Here is a 22,508-nt window from a genome sequence, read left to right as displayed (position 1 = left end):
CTCAGCCCTTCAGCCGGGTCATGGCCGGGTCGAACAGTGGCTCGGCGGTGACGGTGGCCGGGATCCGCCGGTCGAAGTATCCGATGTGGACGGTCCGGCCCGGCTCGGCCAACTCGGCCGGGAGCCAGGCGTAGGCGATGCCGGAACCGACGGTGTAGCCGTAGGCCGCGCTGGTGACGTACCCGACGGCCGTGTCCGCACTGAACACCGGCTCCCCGCCCATCACCACAGAGTCGAGGGTCAGGCAGGCCAGCCGCCTGGTGTGCGCCCTGCGCTGCAGGCCGGACCGGCCGAAGAAGTCGCCCTTGCCCAGCTTCACGGCGAAGTCCAGCCCCGCCTCGACCGGGTCGTGCTCGTGGGTCATGTCGGTGCCGAACGAGCGGTACCCCTTCTCCAGGCGCAGGCTGGTGAACGCCCCCCGGCCGGCGGCGAGCACGCCGTACGCCCGGCCCGCCGCCCACAGCGTGTCCCACAGCTTCAGGCCCAGATCGGCGGTGGTGTAGAGCTCCCAGCCCAGCTCGCCCACATAGGACAGACGCAGGGCGGTGACCGGGACCATCCCGACGTACGTCTGGGTGCCCCGGAAGTACCGCAGCCCGGTGTTGGACAGGTCGGTGTCGGTGAGCGGCTGGAGCAGGTCGCGGGCGCGCGGGCCCCACAGGCCGATGCAGCAGGTGCCCGCGGTCAGGTCGGTGACCGTGACCCCTGCGGGGGCGTGCCGGCGCAGCCAGTCGATGTCACGCTGGCCGTTGAGGCCCACCTGGAAGCGCTCCTCGCCGAGCCGGGCGATCGTCACGTCGCTGCGGATGCCGCCGTCGGCGTTGAGCAGCAGGCAGTACGTGACCGAGCCCACCGACTTGTGGATGTCGCCGGTGGAGATCCAGTGCAGGAACTCGGCGGCGCCGGGCCCGGCCACCTCGGCGCGCTTGAGGGTGCTCATGTCGTACAGCGCGACGGCCTCGCGGGTGGCCTGGGCCTCGGCGCCGACGATCGGCGACCAGTACCGCGCGGCCCAGTCGTCCGGCTGCGGCAGGCGCCGGCCCGCGACCAACGGCGCGTTGGCCTCGTACCACTGTGGACGCTCCCACCCGGCGTACTCCAGGAAGGTCGCGCCCAGCTCCTGCTGGCGCGGGTAGAACGGCGTCGTGCGCAGCGGCCGCGGCTCCTCCATCGGCTGCAGCGGGTGGATGATGTCGTACACCTCGACGTAGTTCTGGCAGTCGCGGGCCAGCACGTACTCGGGCGCCACCTGGTGCGGCTCGAACCGGTTGACATCGAGGCCGCTGAGGTCAAAGGCGCTGACCCCGTCGACGAGCCACTCGGCGACCGCCCGCCCGATCCCGGCCGAATGCGTCACCCAGACCGCCTCGGCGACCCAGAAACCCCGCGCGTCGGGCGACTCGCCGAGCAGCGGCAGGTTGTCGGTGGTGAACGAGAAGAGGCCGTTGAACGCCTCGTCGATCTTCGCTTCCCTGGTCGCGGGCAGCAGCTCGCGGGTCGCAGCCCAGGCGGGCTCGAAGTCCTCCTCGGTGAACGGCAGCATCGAGGGCATGATCTCCGCCTGCGACACGGGCACGATGTCGTCGGCGCTGATCGGCAGCGGCCGGTGCCCGTAGTAGCCGACCCCGAGGCGGTCGCCGCGGTCGCGCACGTAGAGGTCGGCGTCCTGGTGGCGCAGGATCGGGCGGGTCGCCTCGGCGGTCATGCCGTGCATGGCCGGCACCGGACCGGTCCAGGCCAGCTGGTGCGCCAGCGGGGTGAGCGGCAGCCGCATGCCGACCATACGGGCGATCCGCGGCCCCCAGATGCCGGCCGCGCAGATCACGACGTCGGCCGGCAGCTCGCCCCGGTCGGTGACGACGCCGGTGACCCGGCCCCCGCTCGTGCGGATGTCAACGACCTCGTGGCCGGCCAGGAGCCGGGCGCCGCGGGCGGCGGCCCGGTCGAGCTGGGTCTGCACCGCCTTGACCGCCTTGGCCAGCCCGTCGGCCGGGACGTGGAGGCCGGCGAGGACGCGGTCGCGGTCGAGCAGCGGGTGCAGGCGCAGGCACTCGTCCGGGTCGAGGATGCTGCCGCGGCCGCCCCAGGCGGTCAGCCAGCCGTGCCGGCGGTGCAGCTCGGCGAGGCGGGCCGGGCCGGTGGCCACCTCGATGCTGCCGACCGGCAGGAAGCAGTCCAGCTGCCGCAGTTTTTCGATGGTGTACTGCGCGAGGAGCGTCATCGTCCGGTTGGCGTTGGTCTGGAAGACCAGGCCCGGCGCGTGCGACGACGAGCCACCAGTAGCCGGCAGCGGCCCCTGGTCGACGACCGTGATGTCGTCCCAGCCGCGCAACGCCAACTCGTCCGCGACGGCCGCGCCGACGACGCCGGCACCGATCACGACGACCTTCGGACCGGCCATGCTGACCCCCAAGTCGGTGCGTCTTCAGCAACGCGGTGCGCCTTTCGCAACAGATTCGCGGGCGCCGTCGCATGTGTCAAGAGCGGAACGGGCCGGTCCCACACATGGGCCGGCCCGTTCGCGGATCAGGTCAACGCGTGGATCACGTGCCCTGCAGCCACGGCTGCCAGACGTCCGGGTGGGCGTCGACCCACTTCTTGGCCGCGGCCTCGTCGGACAGCTTGTTCTCGGCGATGTCCCGGGCCACGTCGTTCTGGTGGTCGTTGGTCCACTTGAAGTTCTTCACCAGCGTCATCGCCGGGCTGCCGGAGTTGGCGAACTTCGTGCTCACGATCTTGTCCAGGTCGTACGGCTGGTAGTCGCAGGCGACCTTCTGTGCATCCGCGTCGCAGCCGGGCGTGTACGGCGGCAGCGGGATGTGCACCAGCTTGACCTCGGACAGGAACCACTGCGGCTCGTAGAAGTAGCCGATGACCCACTTCTTCTGGGCTTCGGCGTTCTTGAACGCCTGAATCAGCGCGTCCTCGCTGCCGGTGAAGATGACCTTGAAGTTCAGGTTCAGGTTCTTCACCAGCGCCACGTCGTTGGTGACGTAGGACGGGTCACCGTCGAGGAAGGCACCCTGGTTGCCCGACTCGGACGTCTTGAACTGGGCGGCGTACTTGTTGAGGTTGTGCCAGTCCAGGATGTCCGGGTGCTCCTTGGCCAGCCACGGCGGGATGTACCAGCCGATGGTGCCCTTGTTGCCGGTCTCGCCGGCCTCCTGTGCGACCTTCTGCTGGTCGATGTAGGTCTTCTTGAGGTCGTCGTGGCCCCAGTTCTCCAGGATCACGTCGACGGCGCCGGTGGCGAAGCCCTCCCACGAGACCTGCTCGGTGATGTTCTTCGCCACCACGTTGCAGCCGAGCTTCTCCTTGGCGATGTAGCTGATCACCGCCGCGTCGGCCTCGTAGCCGACCCACGGGTTCACCGCCAGGTTCACGGTGCCGCAGGGCTTGTGGCTGGTCGACGTCGAGGGTTCGGCATTGGGCTTGATCTTGGATCCGCAGCCGGTGAGGGCGAGCATGCCCGCACTCAGCAGCGCCACGGTCCGCACCAACGTTGCTGTTCGCATCACGAAGCGTGTTCCTCCCCTAGTGCTGGAAATGCGCAGCTCACGACCGGGCGTCGGCGCGCCGTGCGGCGGCCTGAGTGATCCGGTCGAGCAGGATGCACAGCAGGGCGATGGCCACGCCGGCGGCCAGGCCCTTGCCGTACAGGCTGTATTGCGAGAACCCGGCGACGACCAGGTAACCGAGGGCGCCGCCGCCGACCAGCCCACCGACCACGGTCATCGACAGGACGTAGATGAGGCCCTGGTTGGTCGCCAGCGCCAGCGCCCGGCGGGCCAGCGGCAGCTGGACCTTGCTGATCACCTGCCAGGTCGTGGACCCGGACGCGGCCGCCGCCTCCAGGACGGTCTGCGGCACGGCCCGGATGCCGTCGGCGACGATCTTCGTGGCGACCGGCATGCCGAACACCACGGCCGCGACGATCGCGGTGAACCGGCTGGGCCCGAACAGGCCGAGGAACGGGACCAGGTAGACGAACGCGGGCATGACCTGGGCGGCGTCGAGGACCGGGCGGATCACCCGGTCGGCGCGGTCGCTGCGGCCCATCCACACGCCGAACACGACGCCGAGCACCATGACGATGACCGTGGCGATGAGCGTGGCCGTCAGCGTCACCATCGAGTCCTGCCAGAGCCCGCAGGCCAGCAGCAGGCCGAGGCAGACCGCCACGATCGGCAGCACCCGCCAGCCGCCCAGCACCGCTGCCACGCCCAGGACGACCGCGCACATCAGGTACCACGGCGAGCCCGCGATCAGGTGCTCCAGCGGGTTGAGCAGGCCGTAGCTGAAGCCGTTGCGGATCGCCTCGGTGACGTCGGCAAGGTTGGCCTGCACCCAGTCGGACACGCTGCCGACCGCCTCGGCCAGCCGGGCGCCGAACAGCCCGCCGGTGTCCGAGCCCGGGAAGACGGCCGCCCAGACGAAGGTGTACGCCAGGTACAGCGCGACCAGCGTCAGCCCGCCCAGCGCGCCGACCGTCCAGGGGCGCCACCGCGAGCCGGCGGTGCCGCCGCGGGCGGTCGCCTCGATCCGCACGCTCGCCGCGGTGGTGACCCGGTCGAGCACGATGGCCATGATGACGATGGCCAGGCCGGCCCGGAACGCCGTGCCGACGTCGAGAATCTGCAAGGCGCGCAGCACCACCCGGCCGAGCCCCGGTGCGTCGATGAGCGCCGCGATGGTGACCATGGACAGCGCGCACATCGTGGTCTGGTTGATCCCGACGACGATGGTGCGCTTGGCCAGTGGCAGCTGCACCTTGCGCAGCAGCTGCCAGCGGGTGGCGCCGAGCGAGCGGCTGGCCTCCAGCGCCGACTCCTGCACCTCGCGGATGCCGAACGCGGTAAGCCGCATGACCGGCGGCATCGCGTAGATGAGCGTGGCGATGACCGCCGAGGCGGGGCCGATCAGGAAGAACAGCGTGAGCGGCGCCAGGTAGACGAAGGTCGGCACCGCCTGCATGAAGTCCAGCACCGGCGTGAGCGCGCGTTCGACGGTCCTGGACAGCCCCATCCAGATGCCGGCCGGAATGCCGATCAGCAGGCTGAGCAGCACCGCGGCGAGGGTCAGGGCCAGCGTGTCCATGCTCTGCTGCCAGTACCCGAGCAGGCCGAGCGAGGTGAAGCCGAGCCCGGCCACGACCGCGACCCGCCAGTTGCCGAAGGCGTAGGCGCCGAGCACCGCGAGGGCCACCACGCCGAGCCAGCCGATCACCGGCACGGGCCGATCGTAGGCGGGCTGGCTGATGAGCGACTGGATGAGCTCGGTGAGCTTGTCGATGCCGGTGCGGACCACGTTGACGAAGTCGGTGAAGAAGGGGTTGCTGCCCCGCGCGATGACGACCTTGTCGCGCAGCTCGTTGAGCTGCTTCTGCACGCCGGTGAGCTGGGAGGTGTCCAGGGCGAGCGTGTGCCGGCCGCGCAGCGGGATCCACAGCAGCACCCACACCGCCAGGATGCCGGCGACCAGCCACGGGCGCAGCCCGGGCCGGCGCAGGCCGGGGCGGGCCGCCCGCGCACGGGCCGACTCGACGGTGGTCACGGCGCAACCACCGCCTCCGCGTCCTGCGTGGTGGCGCCCGGGCCGGGCGCGCTGCCGTCGCGCGGCGCCGGCGCGGGCCGCCGGTCGTCCTCGGCCACGATGACCCGCAGGATCGCGTCGTCGTCGACCATGCCGAGCAACTGTCCATCGTGGACGACCCGGACCGGGGCGGTGGCGGCCAGCACGACCCGCGCCGCGTCGCGCACGATCAGGTCGGGCCCGATCTCGGGGCCGTCGAGCGGGTCCTCGGGGCGGACCGGTCGCATCACCCACCGGATGGTCAGCACGTGCGACTTGGGCACGTCGGCGACGAAGTCCCGCACGTAGTCGTCGGCCGGCGCGCCGACCACCTCGTCGGGCCGGCCGATCTGCACGACCGCGCCGTCGCGCATGATGAGGATCCGGTCGCCCAGGCGCAGCGCCTCGTGCAGGTCGTGGGTGATGAAGACCATCGTCTTGCCGACCTCGTGGTGCAGCCGCACCACCTCGTTCTGCATGTCGCGGCGGATCAGCGGGTCGAGTGCGGAGAACGGCTCGTCGAAGAACAGGATCTGCGGGTCGACGGCCAGCGCGCGGCCCAGCCCGACGCGCTGCTGCATGCCGCCGGAGAGCTGGTCGGGGTAGTGGTCGGCGTAGCCGCTGAGCCCGACCAGGTCCAGCACCTCCCCGGCCCGCCGATCGCGCTCGGCCTTGCGCACACCCCGGATCTCCAGCCCGTAGCCGATGTTGTCCAGCACCCGCCGGTGCGGCAGCAGCCCGAAGTGCTGGAACACCATGCCGAACCGGTGCCGGCGCAGCTGCCGCAGCCGGCGCGCGTCGGCCTGCACGATGTCGTCGCCGTCGTAACGCACCGCGCCCGCGGTCGGCTCGATGAGCCTCGTCAGGCAGCGCACCAGGGTCGACTTGCCCGAGCCGGACAGGCCCATGACGACGAACACCTCGTTGGTTGCGACCTCGAACGACACGTCCCGCACCGCAACCAGGCAGCCGGTGCGGTCGCGCAGCTCGTCGCGCGACAGGTCGGCCAGCTCAGTGCCGACGATCCGGTCGGCGCGCGGGCCGAACACCTTCCACAGGCCGTCGACGGCGAGCGCCGGGTGGCTGGAGGACTGTGTCAAGGTCATGGGAACCCCTCGCTCGTTCATGACGAACCGAACCAGTGCTGCGGGCGGGGCCGGATGTTGTGCCAGACGTGTTTGATCTCGCGGTACTCGGCGAGGCCCGCCCGGCCCAGCTCCCGGCCGATGCCGGACTGCTTGTAGCCACCCCACTCGGCCTGCGGCACGTAGGGGTGGTAGTCGTTGATCCAGATGGTGCCGTGCCGCAGCGCCCGCGCGACCCGCTGCGCCTTGCCCGAATCCTGGGTCCACACGGCGCCGGCCAGCCCGTAGACGGTGTCGTTGGCGAGCCGGACCGCCTCGTCCTCGCCGCTGAACCGCTCGACGGTCAGCACCGGGCCGAACGACTCCTCGGCCAGCACGGACATGCCGGAGCGGCACTCGTCGAGCACCGTCGGGCGGTAGTAGAAGCCGCCCGACAGCTCGGGATCGTCCGGCCGCTTCCCGCCGCAGCGCAGGACGGCGCCCTCGGCGAGACCGGCAGCGACGTAACGCTCGACCCGCTCGCGGTGCGCGGCCGAGATGAGGGGGCCGGTCTCGGCTCGTGGATCGAAGGGCCCGCCGAGCCGGATGAGCTCGGCCCGGCGGACCACCTCGTCGACGAACGCATCGTGCAGCCGGTCCTCGACGATGAGCCGGGCACCGGCCGAGCACACCTGCCCGGAGTGCAGGAAGACCGCGGTCAGCGCGAAGTCGACGGCGGTCTCGACGTCGGCGTCGGCGAAGACCACGTTCGGGTTCTTGCCGCCCAGCTCCAGCGCGACCCGCTTCACGGTGCCGGCCGCGGCGGCCATCACCCGCCGCCCGGTGACCAGACCGCCGGTGAACGAGACGAGGTCGACGGCCGGATGTTCGGCCAGCGGCGCACCGGCTACCGGCCCCGCGCCCAGCACAAGGTTCCCCACGCCGGCGGGCAGCCCGGCCTCGGCGAGCAGCCGCATCAGCAGGATCGCCGTCGACGGGGTCAACTCGCTGGGCTTGAGCACGAACGTATTGCCCGCCGCCAGGGCCGGCGCGACCTTCCACGCGGCCTGCAGCAGCGGGTAGTTCCACGGGGTGATCAGGCCGCAGACGCCGACCGGCTCGTAGACGATCCGGCTGATCGCGTCCTCGCGGCCGGTGTCGACGACCTGGCCGGCCTCGGCGTCGGCGATCCCGCCGAAGTAGCGGAAGGTGCGGATGACGTCCTGCACGTCGAACTCCGCCTCGACCAGCCGCTTGCCGGTGTCGAGCGCCTCGGCGACCGCGATGTCCTTCGCGTCGCGGGCGAGCAGGTCGGCGACCCGCAGCAGCAGGGCACCCCGCTCGCCGGCCGGGGTGTGCGGCCAGGGCCCGTCGTCGAAGGCCCGGCGGGCGCTCAGGATCGCCCGCTCGGTGTCCGCGGCGTTTGCCTCGTCGACGGTCGCGACCGTCGTGCCGTCGGCCGGGCAGCAGATCTCCCGCTGACCGCCGTCGGCCGGCCCGCACCAGGCACCGTCGATGTAGAGGCTTGCCACCGTCCGGACCACCGTCCTTCAGAAGCTCGCGTTCGAAGCCGCTAGGTGTTGCGTAATAAGGAAAACCGCGGCTTATTGGGAAACAGGATGTCCCTCGCCTATTCGCCCGTCAAGCCTGTGCGCCGAACCGCAACGTGATCGACGACCGCCTTTTCGGCGCCGTTACGCACCGATGTCGCGGGCATTGCTCAGGCCGGTGCCAACCGCGAGATCCGCGTGATCAGCACCCGTTCGATCAGAGCCACCAGCACGGACTTCACCGACTCGCGGGAGCGGGCATCGCAGTCGACTATCGGGACCTCCGGGCCGACCCCGAGCGCCTCGCGCACCTCCCCCAGCTCGAACCGCGCGCTGCGCTCGAACTGGTTGACGGCGATGAGCAGCGGGGTGCCCCGCTCCTCGAAGTAGTCGATCGCCTGGAAGCAGTCCTCGATCCGGCGGGTGTCGACCAGCACGACAGCGCCGAGCGCCCCCTCGACCAGGTCGTCCCAGAGGAAGGTGAAGCGCTCCTGGCCGGGCGTTCCGAACAGGTACAGCCACAGCGACTCGTCGAGCGTGATCCGGCCGAAGTCCAGCGCTACCGTGGTGGTCGTCTTCTCGGCGATGCCGGTCAGGTCGTCCACCCCGACCGACGCCTCGGTCATGGCGGCCTCGGTCACCAGCGGCTCGATCTCGGAGATCGCCCCGACGAACGTGGTCTTCCCGACGCCGAACCCGCCGCTGATCACGATCTTGACCGCGAGCGGCGGACCGGACGGCTTAGAGCGACCGAACACGGTCCCTGATCCTCTCAATGGTTTCGATGGGCAGCTCGGTCGGTCCCTGGCTGGTCGCGTACCCGTCGCTGACGAGGTCGGCCACCAGGACGCGGGCGACGCCCAGCGGCAGGCCGAGCCGGACCGCGATGTCCACGACGGTCTGCGGGCTCTGGCACAGCTCGACGATCCGGCGCGACTCGAAGCGCAGCGGCGCGTGCAGCGCCGCCGGGATCGCGCTGACCACGGTCTCGGGGCGCAGCCCGTCGGTGAGCGGCCGGGTCCGGCCGCCGGTCACCATGAACGGTCGCACCAGCGCCGCGTCGGCCGGGGCGCCGGGCTCCTCCGCCTCCTCCGGCTCGTCGGCCTGGTGCCGCGGCCGCACCGGATCGGCCTGCCATCGCGGGATCATCCGCGGGTCAGGGAGCCGGTGCTCGCCGGGGTCGTTCACTGCGGCAGGTACCGCCGGGACTCGGTGATCAGGGCCGGGGTGAGCAGCGTGCCGAACCGGTCGGCCAGCGCCGCGATCTCGTAGCCGATGACGCCGAGGTCGCAGTCCCCCTCGGCCAGCACGCCGAGGCAGCTGCCGCCGCTGATCGCCGACACCAGCAGGAAACCGCGGCGCATCTCGATCATCATCAGCTTCAGGCCGTCGAAGTCGTAGCGCTTGGCGGCGCTGCGGGCCAGGCTGGCCAGGCTCGAGACGATCGCGGCCAAGTGGTCGGCACCGTTGCGGTCGAGCCCGTCGGACGCGGCGATCAGCAGCCCGTCCGACGACACCGCCACCGCGTCGCGCACCCCGTCGGTGTTTCGCTTGAAGTTCGCCAGCAGCCAGTTGAACTGGTGCGCACCGGCTCGTACGTCAACGCTCATCGCGCGTCTTCTCCCGGTTCTTCACGGTCCCGCTCGTTGCGTCGGAACCCGTCGCGCAGGGACAGCATGCGGTCGCGGACCTGGGCCGGTGAGTCGTCGACCATCGATGGCCGCCGTACCGGCTCGCCGCGCTCGGCCCGGTCGGGGCCGGTCTCCGGCTGCGCTGTCACCGCGGCCCCGGCCGCCGGCCGGCGGGCCGGACGCTTGCGCAGGCCGTTGCGGGTACGCTCGCCGGTGGACTCGTCGGCCCAGGACGGCATTTGCGACGGGACCTGGACCAGGTCGTTCGCCGCAGCGTTGCCGTGGCCGTCCACCACCGTGCCGGGCGGGGCGGCGCCGGGCACGGACACGTACTCGACGGTCGTCGCCGGGTGCCCGCCCAGCACCAGCTGGGCCGTGACGGCGGCAGGCGGGCGCGCCGCGGTGTGCGCCGGCTCGGCCCCGACCGTGGACGGCACGATCCGCGGCGGCGCCTGGGGCTCGCGCGGGCCCTCGATCGGCGGCGGCGGGGTGGTCATCAGCCGGGCCGGCAGCATGACCCGGGCCGTGACCCCGGTGACCGGTGAGTTGCTCAGCTGTACGTCGACGCCGAGCTGCCGGGCCAGCTGACCGACCACGTAGTGGCCGAGGAACCGGGCCGGTGCCAGGAGGAACTGGTCGGAGCCCCGCAGGCGTCCGTTGGCCTTGTCCAGCTCGTCGGGCGGCATGCCGACGCCCTGGTCGACGATCGCGATGAGGTAGCGGTCGCCGAAGTTGCGGCCCTGGATCTCCACGTCGACGTCCGGCGGGGAGAAGGTCAGTCCGTTCTCCACCAGCTCGGCGACCATGTGCGCGACGCCGGTGACGAAGCCGCCGGCGAGGTACCCCTCGTCGATGCGGCGCAGCGTGACCCGCCGGTAGTCCTCGACCTCCGAGATCGCGGCGCGGACCACGTCGGAGAGCGGCATCGCCGAGGACCAGGGCCGCGGGCCGTCCTCGCCGACCAGCACCAGCAGGCTCTCCGCATTTCGCCGCATACGGGTGGCGAGGTGGTCGAGCTCGAAGAGGTTGGCCAGGCCCGCCGGGTCGCTCTCTTCGCTCTCCAGCCGGCTGATGAAGCCGAGCTGGCGGCGCACCAGGCTCTGGTTGCGCCGGCCCAGGTTGGCCAGCGACTCGGTGGTGTTGCGCCGCAGGAGTGCCTGCTCGGTGGCGAGCGTCCACGCCGTGGTCTGGACCCGGTCGAGCGCCGCCGCCACCGAGTGCACCTCGACGCTGGCCCGGCGCGGCACGACCACCGGCGGCGGCGGGTCGGGCTGCTGGTCGTCGGTGCCCTGCTGGGCGTGGAAGACGGCCTCGGGCAGCCGCTGTGTCGCGACGGCCTCGGCCTCCTGGGCGAGCATCGCCAGCGGACGGGTGATCGAGCGGATCGCGGCGACGACCAGCGCGACCGCGCCGGCCAGGCAGAGCAGCACCAGGGCGCTGAGGACCACGAGGCGCTCGGTCGCACCGCGGCGGACCGCGGCGGCACGGTCGCGGATGTCGGTGCCGATCGACTCCTCCAGCGCCCGGATGTCGTCGAGCACGGTGGTCAGCGCCGACCACCAGGACTGGGGGTTGATGAGCAGCGGCTTGTCGTCGGCCGAGGAGAGCGCCCGGTTCTCGAACTCCAGCGCCTCGCTGTAGGCGCCGGTCGAACGGACCTTCGCCGAGCGGGCCAGCTGCGCCGCGGTGGCCACCTTGGCGAACTGGTTCTCCGCCTCGTGCGCGGCCGCGTACATGGCGGCGAACTGGTTGTACTCGCCCTTGTGGAAGCCGCCGGCAGAGAAGACACCGTTGAGGAACGCACGCTCCTGCGTCAGGTACTCCTTGGCCTCGGCCAGCGCGCTCAGCGCCGCGACACCCCGGCGCAGCGTCCGGTCGGCCGATCGGTCGAGCGCGAAGTCGATGCCGTTGAGCGCGGTGATGTGCGCGGTGAAGTAGTCGAACGTGCCGGCCCGCAGCGCGCTGCCGGCATCGACCTGGGACCGGGTCCCGGCCAGCGTGTCGAGCTTCTGCAGCTCGGCGAGCACCGCCGTGGCGCCGGGGCTCGGGTCGGAGTCGGCGTTCGCCGCGAGCCGCTGCAGGGCGGCGCGGCTGTCGTCGACCTTCTTGCGGACCGGGGCCATCTCCGGCTTGAAGCTGACGTTGCCGCCGAGCAGGCCGGTGGTGAGACCACGCTCCTCCTGCAACTGCTGCGCCAGCGTCTGGACCTCGAGCACCAGGGGCACCTGGTCGGTGATCTGCCGCGCGGCGCGGTAGTCGGCGTAGTCGCCGGCGACGACCACGCCGAGCAGGAGCAGCACCGCCACCATGGGCAGTGCCAGGAGGCGGGCGAGCCGCCCGCGGATCGTGCCGGTCGGCGTGCGCTCCTCGCGCAGAGTCGTCCGGGTGGATCCCGCCGGGGCCTGACGATGTCTCACCATCGTTGCGGTGAGCACCTCCCATCAACCGGTCATGACGCCGCAATAGCATTGGTGATCAATATTGCGAGGAGGTTCGTCGTTCGTTTCCAACCGAGGTTGCCTGTGCACAGCCGCACAGCAACCGCCGACAATGCGGCTCATGCGATCGAACGGTGGTGACGGTAGTACTCGGCCCCCTCCGCGGGCAATGGCGAATTGCCGATGATCAGATCGGCCGCCTTCTCCGCCACCATGACGACGGGGGCGTAGATGTTGGCGTTGGTGACGTACGGCAGGACCGACGCGTCGACCACCCGCAGACCCTCGATTCCGTGCACAGCCATGGTCTGCGGATCGACGACGGTCTCCGGCCCGGCCCCCATCCGGGCGGTGCAGGACGGGTGGAGGGCGGTTTCGGCGTCGCGTGCGACCCAGGCGAGAATCTCCTCGTCGGACTCCACCTGCGGGCCTGGGGACAGCTCCCCGCCGTTGAACGGCGCCATGGCCGGCTGGGTGAGCAGGTTCCGCGCGACTCGGACCGCCTCGACCCACTCACGGCGGTCCTGCGCCGTCGACAGGTAGTTGAACCGCAACGCCGGATGTTGGCGCGGATCCGTGCTCGTGATGCGGACCGAGCCGCGCGCGTCGGAGTACATCGGGCCGACGTGCACCTGGTACCCGTGGCCGCCGGCCGGTGCCGAGCCGTCGTAGCGCACCGCGATCGGCAGGAAGTGGAACATCAGGTTCGGGTACGCGACGTCGTCGTTGCTGCGCACGAACCCGCCGCCCTCGAAGTGGTTGGTGGCGCCGGGGCCGGTGCGGCCGAAGAGCCAGCGCGCGCCGACGTCGGGCCAGCGCAGCTTCGACAGGTACGGCTGCATCGAGACCGGCTGCTTCGACGCGTACTGGATGTAGACCTCCAGGTGGTCCTGCAGGTTCGCCCCGACGCCGGGCAGGTCGGCGACCGGCTCGATGCCCAGTGCGCGCAGGTGGTCGGCCGGGCCAACGCCGGACAGTTGCAGCAGCTGCGGGGTGTTGAAGGCGCCGCCGCACAGAATGACCTCGCCGGCGTCGATGCTCTGCACCGGGCCGCCGCGGAAGGAGACGTCGACGCCGGTCGCGCGGGCGGACCCGCCGCCCGCGAACCGGATCCGGCCCACCAGGGCCCGGGTGCGGACGGTCAGGTTGGGCCGCCGCATGACCGGGTGGAGGTAGGCCCGGGCGGCCGACAGCCGGCGCCCGCGGTGGATGTTGCGGTCGAAGGGCGCGAAGCCTTCCTGGCGGTAGCCGTTGACGTCGTCGGTGAGCGGATAGCCGGCCTCCTGCACCGCCGCGAAGAACGCCGCGAAGAGCGGGTTGGTCGCCGGGCCGCGCTCGAGCACGAGGGGCCCGCCGTGACCGCGGAACTCGTCGTCCTCGGCGGCGGCCAGGCAGTTCTCCATCCGCTTGAAGTAGGGCAGGCAGTGCGCATAGTCCCAGGCGGACAGTCCAGGCTCGGCCGCCCAGCGCTCGTAGTCCATCGGGTTGCCGCGCTGGAAGATCATGCCGTTGATGCTGCTCGATCCGCCGAGCACCTTGCCGCGGGCGTGGTAGATGCGCCGGCCGCCCAGGTGCGGCTCCGGCTCGGATCGGTAGCGCCAGTCGTAGAACCGGCTGCCGATCGGGAACGTCAGCGCCGCGGGCATGTGGATGAACGCGTCGAAGCGGTAGTCCGGTCGCCCGGCCTCCAGGACCAGCACCCGCACCGACGGGTCGGCGGAGAGGCGGTTGGCCAGCACCGAGCCGGCCGAGCCGCCGCCGATGATGACGAAGTCGTACCGCATACTTGGCAACCTCTCCTCGTATAGTTGCGTCATGAGCAACAGCCCCACGGACTCAGGGGTACAGTCCGTCGATCGAGCCATCACCGTGCTGGAGATCCTCGCGCGGACCGGCGAGGCGCGGGTGACCGACGTGGCTGCCGAACTGTCGGTACACAAGTCCACCGCGTTCAGGCTGCTGAGCGCCCTGGAGGACCGCGGGCTGGTAGAGCAGGATCAGGCCCGCGGCCGGTACCGGCTGGGCTTCGGCATCGTCCGGCTGGCCGGCGCGGTCACAGCCCGGATGGACCTGACGCGGACCGCTCGGCCGGTCTGCGAGCGGCTGGCCCGCGACAGCGGTGAGACGGTGAACCTGGCGGTGGCCCGGGCGCTGTATGCGGTGAACATCGACCAGGTGCCGGGAGCGTTCGCGATCACCGCGCAGAATTGGGTCGGTACGCTCACCCCGTTGCACGCCACCTCCAGCGGCAAGGTGCTGCTTGCCCACCTCGACCCGGCGCGGCGCGCGGACCTGCTGGCGAAGGCCGGCCAGGCGCGGTTCACCCCGAACACCGTCACCGGCGAGGCCGAGCTGGACCGGCAGCTGGCCGCCGCCGTCCGGCAGGGCTACGCCACCACGGTCGAGGAGTACGAAGAAGGGCTCAACGCGATCGCCGCGCCGATCCGCTCGCACCACGGCGAGGTCATCGCCGCGGTGAGTGTCTCCGGTCCGGCGTTCCGGCTCACCCCGGACCGGATGGAGCAGCTGGCGCCGGCGCTCGTCGCCGGGTCCGACGAGATCAGCCATCGGCTGGGTTTCTACCGCTGACCTTCGTCTCGACCCACCGGTGGAACTCGCCGATGTGGTGCTCGCTGGGCACCAGCACGCCGCCCTTGGCGTACGCCCGCGACGACATCGCCGGCTGGCACCGCTCGCACGCGGCGAAGTCCTGCTCGTTGACCCGCTCGAACAGCTCGACCGAGCGCCGGATGTCCTGGTCGCCGGCCATCACCGAGGGTATGAACAGCCAGTCGCACTCCACGACGGTCCGGTCGACCGCCAGCGGGTACATCCGGTGCAGGATCACGTGATCGGGCACCAGGTTGATGAAGACCTGGGGCCGGACGGTGATCGCAAAGTACCGCCGGTCCTGGTCCTCGGTGATGGTCGGGATGCGCTCGACACCGGGCGACCCGTCGACGGTGAATCCCTGGATCTGCTCACCGAACTCGGCGCCGTGCCCGACGAACGACTGGGCCGCGTAACCGCCGGCGAACTCCGGCAGCACCTCGACCAGTTCGGGGTGGATCGTCGCGCAGTGGTAGCACTCCATGAAGTTCTCGACGATGAGCTTCCAGTTCGCGGCCACGTCGTACACCACCCGGTGGCCGACCTGAAGCCGGTCGATGCCGTAGTGCTCGATCGCCTCGGCGTCGCCCAGCCGCAATGTCGCCGCGCCGACGACGTCCGCCTCGAACGAGGGCGGCTCGTCGGCGAGGCAGACCCAGACGTACCCGAGCCAGATGCGGGTGTGCACGGCGATGAGGCCGAACTCGCGGCGGTCGACGTCGGGCATCTTCACCAGGTTGGGTGCCGCGATGAGCCGGCCGTCGAGGTCATAGGTCCAGGCATGGTACGAGCAGCGAAACGCCCGCCCGGTGTTGCCGGACTCCTCGGTGCACAGCCGGGCCCCCCGGTGCCGGCACACGTTGAGAAACGCCTTGATCGAGCCGTCGCGCGCGCGGCTGAGCAGCACGCTCTCCCGCCCGACCGGCACGGTGCGAAACGCGCCCGGCGCGGCGAGGTCGTCCGCCCGGGCCGCGCAGAACCACATCGTCTCGAAGATGCGCTGCTGTTCGAGGGCGAACTGCCCGGGGTCGGTGTAGCTCGCGCCGGGCAGGGTCGCGATGAGGCTCTGCGGCAGGGACAACGTCATGTCGAACTCCCCTTCGTTTCCAACTGTCGCCGCCAGCGGGAGAACGGCCCCACCATGTCGACCGCGAGCGCGGCGACCGCGGCGCCGTCGCGCCGGTACACGGCCAGGAACCGGTGCTGCTGCGGCGCGCCCTCCTCGACGGTCACCTCGTCGCCGTCGACGGTGTGCCCGGCGAACTGGATGCGCAGCCCGTACTGGTCGGACCAGAAGTACGGCAGCCGCGCCGGCTTCGGAGCCAGCCCGAGCAGGGTCCGGGCGGCGATCGCGGCCCGCTCGCCCGCCGCGGTCCAGTGCTCGACGCGCAGGTGCCGGCCGAGGCGCGGCTCGAACCAGGCGGCGCAGTCCCCGACCGCGACCACGCCCGGCACTCCGGTGCCGCCGTCCGGGCCGCACTCGATGCCGTCCCCCCGGTCGGTGAGCCCCAGCCCCGTGAGGTCGGACCCGGCCAGCCAGCCGGTCTCGGGCCGGGCGCCGATCCCGGCGACGACCACGTCGGCGGGCAGGACCCGGCCGTCGGCCAGGTGCGCGCCGCCGTCGTCCACGCGGTCGACGCCGACGCCGCAGATCATGCGCACGCCGTGCGCCGCGTGCAGGCCGGCGACCACGGCGCCCATCTCGGCGCCGAGCGGCCCGGCCAGCGGGGCCGGGGCCGCCTCGACCACGGTCACGTCGAGGCCGAGCGTCCGGGCGGCCGAGGCGACCTCCGCGCCGATGAACCCGGCGCCGACGACGAGAAGGCTTCGCGCGGTGCGCAGCCGGTGCCTGAGCCATCGTGCGTCGTCCAGCGAGCGCAGGGTCACCGCGCCCGGGAACGGCCGGGCCGACGCGCCGGTGGCGATGACGAACCCGTCGGCGGCCAACGTCTGTCCACTGTGGAGCTCAAGCCGCCCGGCATCGAGGCGCACCGCCGGGTCGCCGAGGATCCACGTCGCGCCGAGGTCGTCGTCCGGCCGTTCCAGGGCCAGGTCGGGCTCTTCCGCAGTACCGGTGAGAAACTCCTTGGACAGCGGCGGACGGTCATAGGGCCGGTGCGGCTCGGCGCCCACCACGGTGAGCCGGCCGGTGAAGCCCTGGCCGCGCAGTGCCCTGGCCGCGGACAGCCCGGCGAGCCCGGCCCCCACCACCACGACACTGCCGAGGGTCATGGTGCCGGGTCCACGAAGACCGTGCCGTCGCGGACCTCGACCTTGTGCGTGCGCACCGGGATCTTCGCCGGCGGCGCGTCGACCGCGCCGGTGCGCAGGTCGAACTTCGAGCTGTGCACCGGGCACTCCACCTCGCAACCCTCCAGCCAGCCGTCGCTGAGCGAGGCCTCCTGGTGGGTGCAGGTGTCGTCGATCGCGTAGACCTCGCCGCGCTCCGTGTGGAAGAGGGCGATCGGCGCACTCAGCTCGGGAAGGTCGAGGCGCAGGGCCGCGCCGGGCGGCAGGTCACGAAGCGAACAGGCAGCGAGCACGGCAACCCCTTGTCTTCGCCTGCGACGTCGTTGCGCTGTATAGAACGTGTAGCGCGTTACGCAACAGGATCGGACCGGTGTCGCTGGTGTGTCAAGGTTGTCTTTGCCGAACGCGATCGTCTGCGTCGCACTGGTCGAGGCTCATGAGCAGGCCTCGACCGGCCGGCCACCGCCGGCCTGAGCCCGGTCGCGACGGGCGAAGCACGCGAGCGGGGTGATCAGGCGAGCGTGACGGTCAGGGCAGTGCGGCCTGGGGCGATGGTGAACGGGGCGCCGTCGATGGTGTAGTCGCCAAGGAAGGCGCGGATGGTGAGCGTGCCGTCCGCGGACGTGCGCAGGCCGGTCGGCGGCAGCCACCACTCGCCCTTGATGAGAGACTCCAGGGCGTCGTACGACGGCTTGCGGGTGCCGTCGGCGCGCACCAGGCCGGCCGGAGCGCCCAGCCAGGCGCCGTCGTCCGTGAGGCCCCAGTAGTTGACCGACTGCACCGCTGGGTGCGCCAACAGCGTCCGGTAGTGGCGGACCACGTCGTCGGCCTGGCGGGATTCGCCCTCGGGGGTGCTCGGCCACTGCGGGATCCGGTAGTCGTTGAGGTCGTCGATGTCCGGCGGCATCAGGTGTCCCGACACCAGCGTGGTCTCGGTCATGTGCAGCGGCAGGCCGTATCTGGCGAACCGGTCCAGGACGCCGATGGTGTACTCCTCGCCGCGGTACCCCTGGTGCATGTGCGTCTGCAGGCCGATCGCGTCGATGCGCACGCCCGCCTCGAGCACGGCCTCGATCAGGCACTCGAAGGCCGAGGACAGGTCGAAGTCGTTGAGCACGAGCGTCGCCGCCGGGTTGGCGGCGCGGGCCTCCTCGAACGCCATCCGCACCATGTGGATGCGGCCGCGGGCCCGGGCCAGCGGCGTGACGGCGTTCTCCCCGTTGGCGAACACCGGCATGATGACGGCCTCGTTGATGGCGTCCCAGGTGTCGATCAGCCCGGCGAACCCGCCGGCGAGGTCGCGGATCCGGGCCCGCAGCAGGCGTTCCACCTCGTCCAGGCCCAGGCCCAGCAGCCACGGCGGCTGCACGGTGTGCCAGACGAGGGGGTGGCCCTTGACGGTGACGCCGCGCTCGGCGAACCAGCGGGCGGTGGCGGTCAGCCGCGCGGTGTCCGGGGCACCGCGGCGCGGCTCGTAGCCACCCCAGTAAAACGGCAACGTCGCGGTGTTGAACAGGTTGAGCCACAGCTCGCCGGCCCGGTCGAGCTCGAGCCGGCCGGCCCGCCCGAACGTCTCGGCGTCCTCGCCGCCGGTCGGCGGTGGGCCGCCGACGAGCGAGACGAAGTCGAAGCCGATGTTGCCGAACGGGAACGCGTGGCGCTGCTGCGCGACGGTGACGGCGCGGTCGGCGGTGGGCCGGCCGTCGGGCGTGACGACGGACAGCGTGACCTCTCCGGTGCGGTGCATGAGCGTGGAGTCCATGGACTCGGCGGACCTCCGTGCGTGAGTGGGCTCAGCGGACTTCCGTGGTGACCCGGCAGTGGCGCGGGCGGGTGTGGTCGAGCACGAGCGTAGGGCCGGTCAGCCGGATCAGCGCGGTGCCGCGGACGTCGGTGCTGGACGCGCCGATGCGCAGCTCGATGTCGCCGGGCTCGACGATCCGGGTAAGGTCGGCGCTGATGAAGGAGGTTACCGCGGCCGGCACGTCGAACCGGACGCGCACCGAGCGGCCCGGCTCGGCCGCGACGCGCGCGTAGCCGATGAGGCGCACGACCGGGCGCGTCACCGAGGCGGCCGGGTCGTGCAGGTACACCTGGACAACCTCGACGCCGGGCCGATCGCCGGTGTTGGTGACCGTCAGCGCCACCCCGGCCGAGCCGTCGGTGGGCACCTCGGGGCGCTCGACCCACAGGTCGCTCCAGGCGAATGTCGTGTACCCCAGTCCGGCGCCGAACGGGTACACCGGGGTCGGGTCGAGGCTGGAGACCTCGGACGCGCGGGCCAGGATCTGGCTGAGGTACGTCCACGGCTGCCCGTACGGCGTTCGCGGGACGCTGACCGGCAACCGCCCGGACGGGTTCACCGCGCCGCTGAGGACCCGGGCGATCGCCGTGCCGCCCTCCTCCCCGGGAAAGAACGCCTGCACGATCGCGGCGGCCCGCTCAGGCGCGGTGCCCAGCGCGTAGGGCCGGCCGGAGTCGACGAGCAGCAGCACCGGCGTGGGGCCGTCGAGCAGCGCTTCGAGCAGCTCGGCCTGCACGCCGGGCAGCCGCAGCGAGTCGGCGTCGCAGCCCTCGCCAGAGGTGCCCCGGCCGAACAGGCCGGAGCGGTCGCCGAGCGCGGCGATGACGAGGTCGGCCCGGGCGGCGATCTCCAGCGCTTCGGCGAAGCCGTCGGTGCCGGTCTCGCGGACGTGGCAGCCGGGCGCGTAGGAGATGTCGGCGCCGGGGAACTCAGCGCGAAGCGCGTGCAGGACGGTCGGAATCTGCACGCCCAGCGGCCGGTCGGGGTGGTGCTCGCCGACGTGGGCCGGGAACGAGTAGCAACCGAGCAGCGTGATCGGGTCGTCGGCGGTCGGGCCGACGACGGCGATCGAACGCGGCCCGCGCAGCGGCAGCACGCCGTCGTTCTTGAGCAGCACGACCGCCTCCTCGGCGATGCGCCGGGCGAGCAGGCGGTCGGCGGCCGGATCGAGGTCCACCGGTCCGGCCGGCGGCTCGGGGGACCAGCCGGCGTCGAGCAGGCCCAGCTCGAGCTTCTGGCGCAGGACCCGGCGCAGCGCCCGGTCGACGTAGGCCTCGTCGAGCCTCCCGGCCTCGATCTCGGCGACGAGCGGATCGGCGTACGCCTTCGGGCCGGGCAGCTCGACGTCGACGCCGGCGGTGAGCGCGAGCCCGGCAGCCTCGCCGAACGTGGCGGCGACGCCGTGCAGCAGCTTGAGGAAGGAGACGCCGAAGTAATCGGCCACGACCGTGCCGGTGAAGCCCCACGTGTCACGCAGCAGGTCGGTAAGCAGCGCGCGGTTGGCCGCCGCCGGGATGCCGTCGACCTCGGCGTAGGAGTGCATGACGGAGCGGGCCCCGCCCTCCAGGACGGCCATCTCGAACGGCGGCAGGATGACGTCGGCGAACTCGCGCGGGCCCATCGACACGGGCGCAAGGTTGCGCCCGGCCCTCGACGCCGAGTAGCCGGCGAAGTGCTTGAGCGTGGCGACGATTCCGGTCGACTGCAGGCCGCGCACGTATGCGGTGGCGATGGTGCCGACGAGGTACGGGTCCTCGCCGATGGTCTCCTCGACGCGCCCCCAGCGTGGGTCGCGCACCACGTCGAGCACCGGGGCGAGGCCCTGGTGCACGCCAACGGCGCGCATCCCGGCGCCGATGCGCGCCGCCATCTGCTCGACCAGCGCCGGGTCGAACGTCGCACCCCAGGACAGCGGCACCGGGAAGGCGGTGGCGCCCCACGTGGTGAAGCCGGCCAGGCACTCCTCGTGCGCCAGCGCGGGGATGCCGAACCGGTTCGCGGCCACGATCTGCCGCTGCGCGCGGGCCAGCGCAGCGGCGCCCTCGTCCGCGTCGACGGGCCGGGTGCCGAACACCCGCGTGAGCTGGCCCAGCCCGTGCCGGACGGCGTCGTCGAACGTGACGCCGTTGTCCAGCTCGCTCTGGTGCGGTGCGACGCCGGGGCCGTCCGGGTCGGTGCCGACCCACAGCCCGCAGAGCTGCGCCACCTTCTCGCGCAGGGTCATCGCCTCGATCAGGGCGTCGACCCGCGCCTCGGGGTCGCGTCCGGGGTCCTGCCAGGGGCGGTCGGTGAGCGGCCGGTGCGGATTCAAGAGCGTCAACGCGACCATCCTCGTACGAAAGTTTCTTGCAAAAACGCGAAAGTGTCGCTTGAATCGGAGCATAGGATGGCGCAGTGGTGGGGTCAACAGCCCCGGTCGCCCACTGCCGAGCACAGATAGGCTGCTGCGCATGTCACGCGACCCCTCTGCGGGCAATCGGGCCCGCGCCACGTTGTCCGAGGTCGCCTCGATGGCGGACGTCTCGGTGTCGACCGTCTCGAAGGTGCTCAACGGACGGGGCGGCGTGTCCGAGGAAACCCGCGCCCGCATCGAGGCGCTGCTGCAGGACCACCAGTACAACCGGCGGGCCACCAAGCGCACGGTCGCGCCCCTGCTGGAGGTCCTCGTCTACGAGATCGACAGCCCGTTCGGCAGTGAGATCCTGGCCGGCATCGAGCAGGTCGCCCGACGCCGGCGGATCGGCATGGTGCTCACCGCCGCCACCGAGCGGCACCTGCCGGAGCCGTCCTGGGTCGAGGACGTCATCGAGCGGCAGCCGCTCGGCGTCATCCTCGTCGCGTGCGTGCTGCCGCCCGAGGACAAGCAGCGGCTGCGGTCGCGCAACATCCCGCTGGTCATGGTCGATCCGGCCGGCGCGCCGGCGCCGGACGTGCCCTCGATCGGCTCGGCCGACTGGACCGGCGGATACCTTGCCACGCGGCACCTGCTCGACCTGGGTCACCGCCGGATCGGCATCATCACCGGGCCGCCCGACATGCTGGCCTCGACCGCGCGGTTGTCCGGCTACCGGGCCGCACTGGAGACGGCCGGTGTGCCGATCGAGCCGGACCTGATCCGCCCGGGCGAGTTCCACCATCGCGACGGCCTGGTCGAGGGGCGGGCGCTGCTGTCGCTGCCGGATCGGCCGACCGCCATCTTCGCCTCGTCCGACCTCTACGCGCTCGGCGTCTACGAGGCGGCCCGCTCGTGTGGCATCGCGATCCCGGCCGACCTGTCCGTCGTCGGCTACGACGACCTGCGCATCGCCCGGTGGGCCGGCCCGCCGCTGACCACCATCCGCGTGCCGCTGGCGGCCATGGCCGAGCAGGCGTTCCACCTCGTGATGCGGCTGGCCGACGAGCCGGAACTGACGTTCAGCCGGATCGACATCGACACCTCCCTGGTGGTCCGCGAGAGCTCGGCACCGCCGGCACGTCCCTGAAGAAACTTTCGAGAAACTTCGCGGAACCTTGACGCGCAACTTGCGTTGGTCCTAACCTCTCACCACACCCCTAGAGGTTCACCCCGCATCGGTCGCTCAATGCAGCCG

16 protein-coding genes and 1 pseudogene are annotated in these 22,508 nt (G+C 71.8%); 2 read left to right on the top strand and 15 right to left on the bottom strand.

Annotated features, from left to right (window positions below; translation table 11 throughout):
• Nucleotide 1: 1 nt before the first annotated feature.
• The 10 genes and pseudogenes from ABD901_RS47555 to betA all read right to left on the bottom strand — a co-directional run bounded on the left by ABD901_RS47555 (nt 2) and on the right by betA (nt 14,047).
• Nucleotides 2-2,401, bottom strand: coding sequence for a GcvT family protein (locus tag ABD901_RS47555; RefSeq protein WP_345138713.1), 2,400 nt, complete (start codon nt 2,399-2,401; stop codon nt 2-4).
• A gap of 142 nt (nt 2,402-2,543) precedes the next feature.
• A complete protein-coding gene (locus ABD901_RS47550) occupies nt 2,544-3,515 on the bottom strand; it encodes an ABC transporter substrate-binding protein (protein WP_345138847.1) in 972 nt (323 codons plus the stop codon).
• A 40-nt stretch (nt 3,516-3,555) separates the two neighbouring features.
• Nucleotides 3,556-5,553, bottom strand: a complete 1,998-nt coding sequence (locus tag ABD901_RS47545) for an ABC transporter permease (RefSeq protein WP_380133817.1) — start codon at nt 5,551-5,553, stop codon at nt 3,556-3,558.
• A gap of 98 nt (nt 5,554-5,651) precedes the next feature.
• Nucleotides 5,652-6,677, bottom strand: a pseudogene (locus ABD901_RS47540) (quaternary amine ABC transporter ATP-binding protein); the annotation flags it as partial.
• Nucleotides 6,678-6,694: 17 nt separating this feature from the next.
• A complete protein-coding gene (locus ABD901_RS47535; RefSeq protein WP_345138709.1) occupies nt 6,695-8,167 on the bottom strand; it encodes an aldehyde dehydrogenase family protein in 1,473 nt (490 codons plus the stop codon).
• Between the two features lie 188 nt (nt 8,168-8,355).
• Nucleotides 8,356-8,943 carry a GTP-binding protein gene (locus ABD901_RS47530; protein WP_345138705.1) on the bottom strand — a complete coding sequence of 196 codons (588 nt, stop codon included), beginning with the start codon at nt 8,941-8,943 and terminating at the stop codon, nt 8,356-8,358.
• Entirely contained in the window at nt 8,927-9,373 is a 447-nt protein-coding gene (locus ABD901_RS47525) for a DUF742 domain-containing protein (protein ID WP_345138702.1), read from the bottom strand. Before ABD901_RS47525 ends, ABD901_RS47530 begins: the two co-directional genes overlap by 17 nt.
• Nucleotides 9,370-9,795, bottom strand: coding sequence for a roadblock/LC7 domain-containing protein (locus ABD901_RS47520; RefSeq protein ID WP_345138695.1), 426 nt, complete (start codon nt 9,793-9,795; stop codon nt 9,370-9,372). The genes ABD901_RS47525 and ABD901_RS47520 overlap by 4 nt, the downstream gene beginning before the upstream one ends.
• Nucleotides 9,792-12,236 (bottom strand): sensor histidine kinase, encoded by a 2,445-nt coding sequence (locus tag ABD901_RS47515; RefSeq protein ID WP_345138690.1) that lies wholly within the window; start codon nt 12,234-12,236, stop codon nt 9,792-9,794. The genes ABD901_RS47520 and ABD901_RS47515 overlap by 4 nt, the downstream gene beginning before the upstream one ends.
• 137 nt (nt 12,237-12,373) lie before the next feature.
• Nucleotides 12,374-14,047 (bottom strand): choline dehydrogenase, encoded by a 1,674-nt coding sequence (gene betA, locus ABD901_RS47510; protein WP_345138839.1) that lies wholly within the window; start codon nt 14,045-14,047, stop codon nt 12,374-12,376.
• Nucleotides 14,048-14,069: 22 nt separating this feature from the next.
• Here betA and ABD901_RS47505 point away from each other — a divergent pair, with 22 nt between their 5' ends.
• Nucleotides 14,070-14,843 (top strand): IclR family transcriptional regulator, encoded by a 774-nt coding sequence (locus tag ABD901_RS47505; RefSeq protein WP_345138687.1) that lies wholly within the window; start codon nt 14,070-14,072, stop codon nt 14,841-14,843.
• Here ABD901_RS47505 and ABD901_RS47500 read toward each other — a convergent pair.
• The 5 genes from ABD901_RS47500 to ABD901_RS47480 form a co-directional block, all read right to left on the bottom strand.
• On the bottom strand, nt 14,815-15,951 hold the full coding sequence (locus ABD901_RS47500) for an aromatic ring-hydroxylating oxygenase subunit alpha (protein ID WP_345138679.1): 1,137 nt from the start codon (nt 15,949-15,951) through the stop codon (nt 14,815-14,817). The two genes, ABD901_RS47505 and ABD901_RS47500, sit on opposite strands and share 29 nt — an antisense overlap.
• Nucleotides 15,948-17,096, bottom strand: coding sequence for an NAD(P)/FAD-dependent oxidoreductase (locus tag ABD901_RS47495; RefSeq protein ID WP_345138676.1), 1,149 nt, complete (start codon nt 17,094-17,096; stop codon nt 15,948-15,950). The genes ABD901_RS47500 and ABD901_RS47495 overlap by 4 nt, the downstream gene beginning before the upstream one ends.
• On the bottom strand, nt 17,093-17,407 hold the full coding sequence (locus ABD901_RS47490) for a bifunctional 3-phenylpropionate/cinnamic acid dioxygenase ferredoxin subunit (protein WP_345138673.1): 315 nt from the start codon (nt 17,405-17,407) through the stop codon (nt 17,093-17,095). Before ABD901_RS47490 ends, ABD901_RS47495 begins: the two co-directional genes overlap by 4 nt.
• A 218-nt stretch (nt 17,408-17,625) precedes the next feature.
• Nucleotides 17,626-18,876: an endo-1,4-beta-xylanase gene (locus ABD901_RS47485; protein ID WP_345138669.1), complete on the bottom strand. Its 1,251-nt coding sequence runs from the start codon at nt 18,874-18,876 to the stop codon at nt 17,626-17,628.
• A 31-nt stretch (nt 18,877-18,907) separates the two neighbouring features.
• Complete coding sequence (locus ABD901_RS47480; RefSeq protein WP_345138666.1) at nt 18,908-21,238, bottom strand: beta-xylosidase/alpha-l-arabinosidase; 2,331 nt, start codon at nt 21,236-21,238, stop codon at nt 18,908-18,910.
• Nucleotides 21,239-21,368: 130 nt separating this feature from the next.
• Here ABD901_RS47480 and ABD901_RS47475 point away from each other — a divergent pair, with 130 nt between their 5' ends.
• Nucleotides 21,369-22,400 (top strand): LacI family DNA-binding transcriptional regulator, encoded by a 1,032-nt coding sequence (locus ABD901_RS47475; protein ID WP_345138663.1) that lies wholly within the window; start codon nt 21,369-21,371, stop codon nt 22,398-22,400.
• The last annotated feature ends 108 nt before the right edge of the window (nt 22,401-22,508 follow it).

Source organism: Dactylosporangium darangshiense, from assembly GCF_039537565.1.
Taxonomy (GTDB): domain Bacteria; phylum Actinomycetota; class Actinomycetes; order Mycobacteriales; family Micromonosporaceae; genus Dactylosporangium; species Dactylosporangium darangshiense.
The sequence above is the reverse complement of the archived record's forward strand: the minus strand, read 5'-3'. Positions and strand labels throughout refer to the sequence as shown.

What these genes read in the sequence shown, in the direction of transcription:
- ABD901_RS47505 (WP_345138687.1), top strand. Translation starts at nt 14,070, where the DNA reads ATGAGCAACAGCCCCACGGACTCAGGGGTACAGTCCGTCGATCGAGCC.
- ABD901_RS47550 (WP_345138847.1), bottom strand. Translation starts at nt 3,515, where the DNA reads ATGCGAACAGCAACGTTGGTGCGGACCGTGGCGCTGCTGAGTGCGGGC.
- ABD901_RS47520 (WP_345138695.1), bottom strand. Translation starts at nt 9,795, where the DNA reads ATGAGCGTTGACGTACGAGCCGGTGCGCACCAGTTCAACTGGCTGCTG.
- ABD901_RS47485 (WP_345138669.1), bottom strand. Translation starts at nt 18,876, where the DNA reads ATGGACTCCACGCTCATGCACCGCACCGGAGAGGTCACGCTGTCCGTC.
- ABD901_RS47475 (WP_345138663.1), top strand. Translation starts at nt 21,369, where the DNA reads ATGTCACGCGACCCCTCTGCGGGCAATCGGGCCCGCGCCACGTTGTCC.
- ABD901_RS47495 (WP_345138676.1), bottom strand. Translation starts at nt 17,096, where the DNA reads ATGACCCTCGGCAGTGTCGTGGTGGTGGGGGCCGGGCTCGCCGGGCTG.
- ABD901_RS47500 (WP_345138679.1), bottom strand. Translation starts at nt 15,951, where the DNA reads ATGACGTTGTCCCTGCCGCAGAGCCTCATCGCGACCCTGCCCGGCGCG.
- ABD901_RS47515 (WP_345138690.1), bottom strand. Translation starts at nt 12,236, where the DNA reads ATGGTGAGACATCGTCAGGCCCCGGCGGGATCCACCCGGACGACTCTG.
- ABD901_RS47555 (WP_345138713.1), bottom strand. Translation starts at nt 2,401, where the DNA reads ATGGCCGGTCCGAAGGTCGTCGTGATCGGTGCCGGCGTCGTCGGCGCG.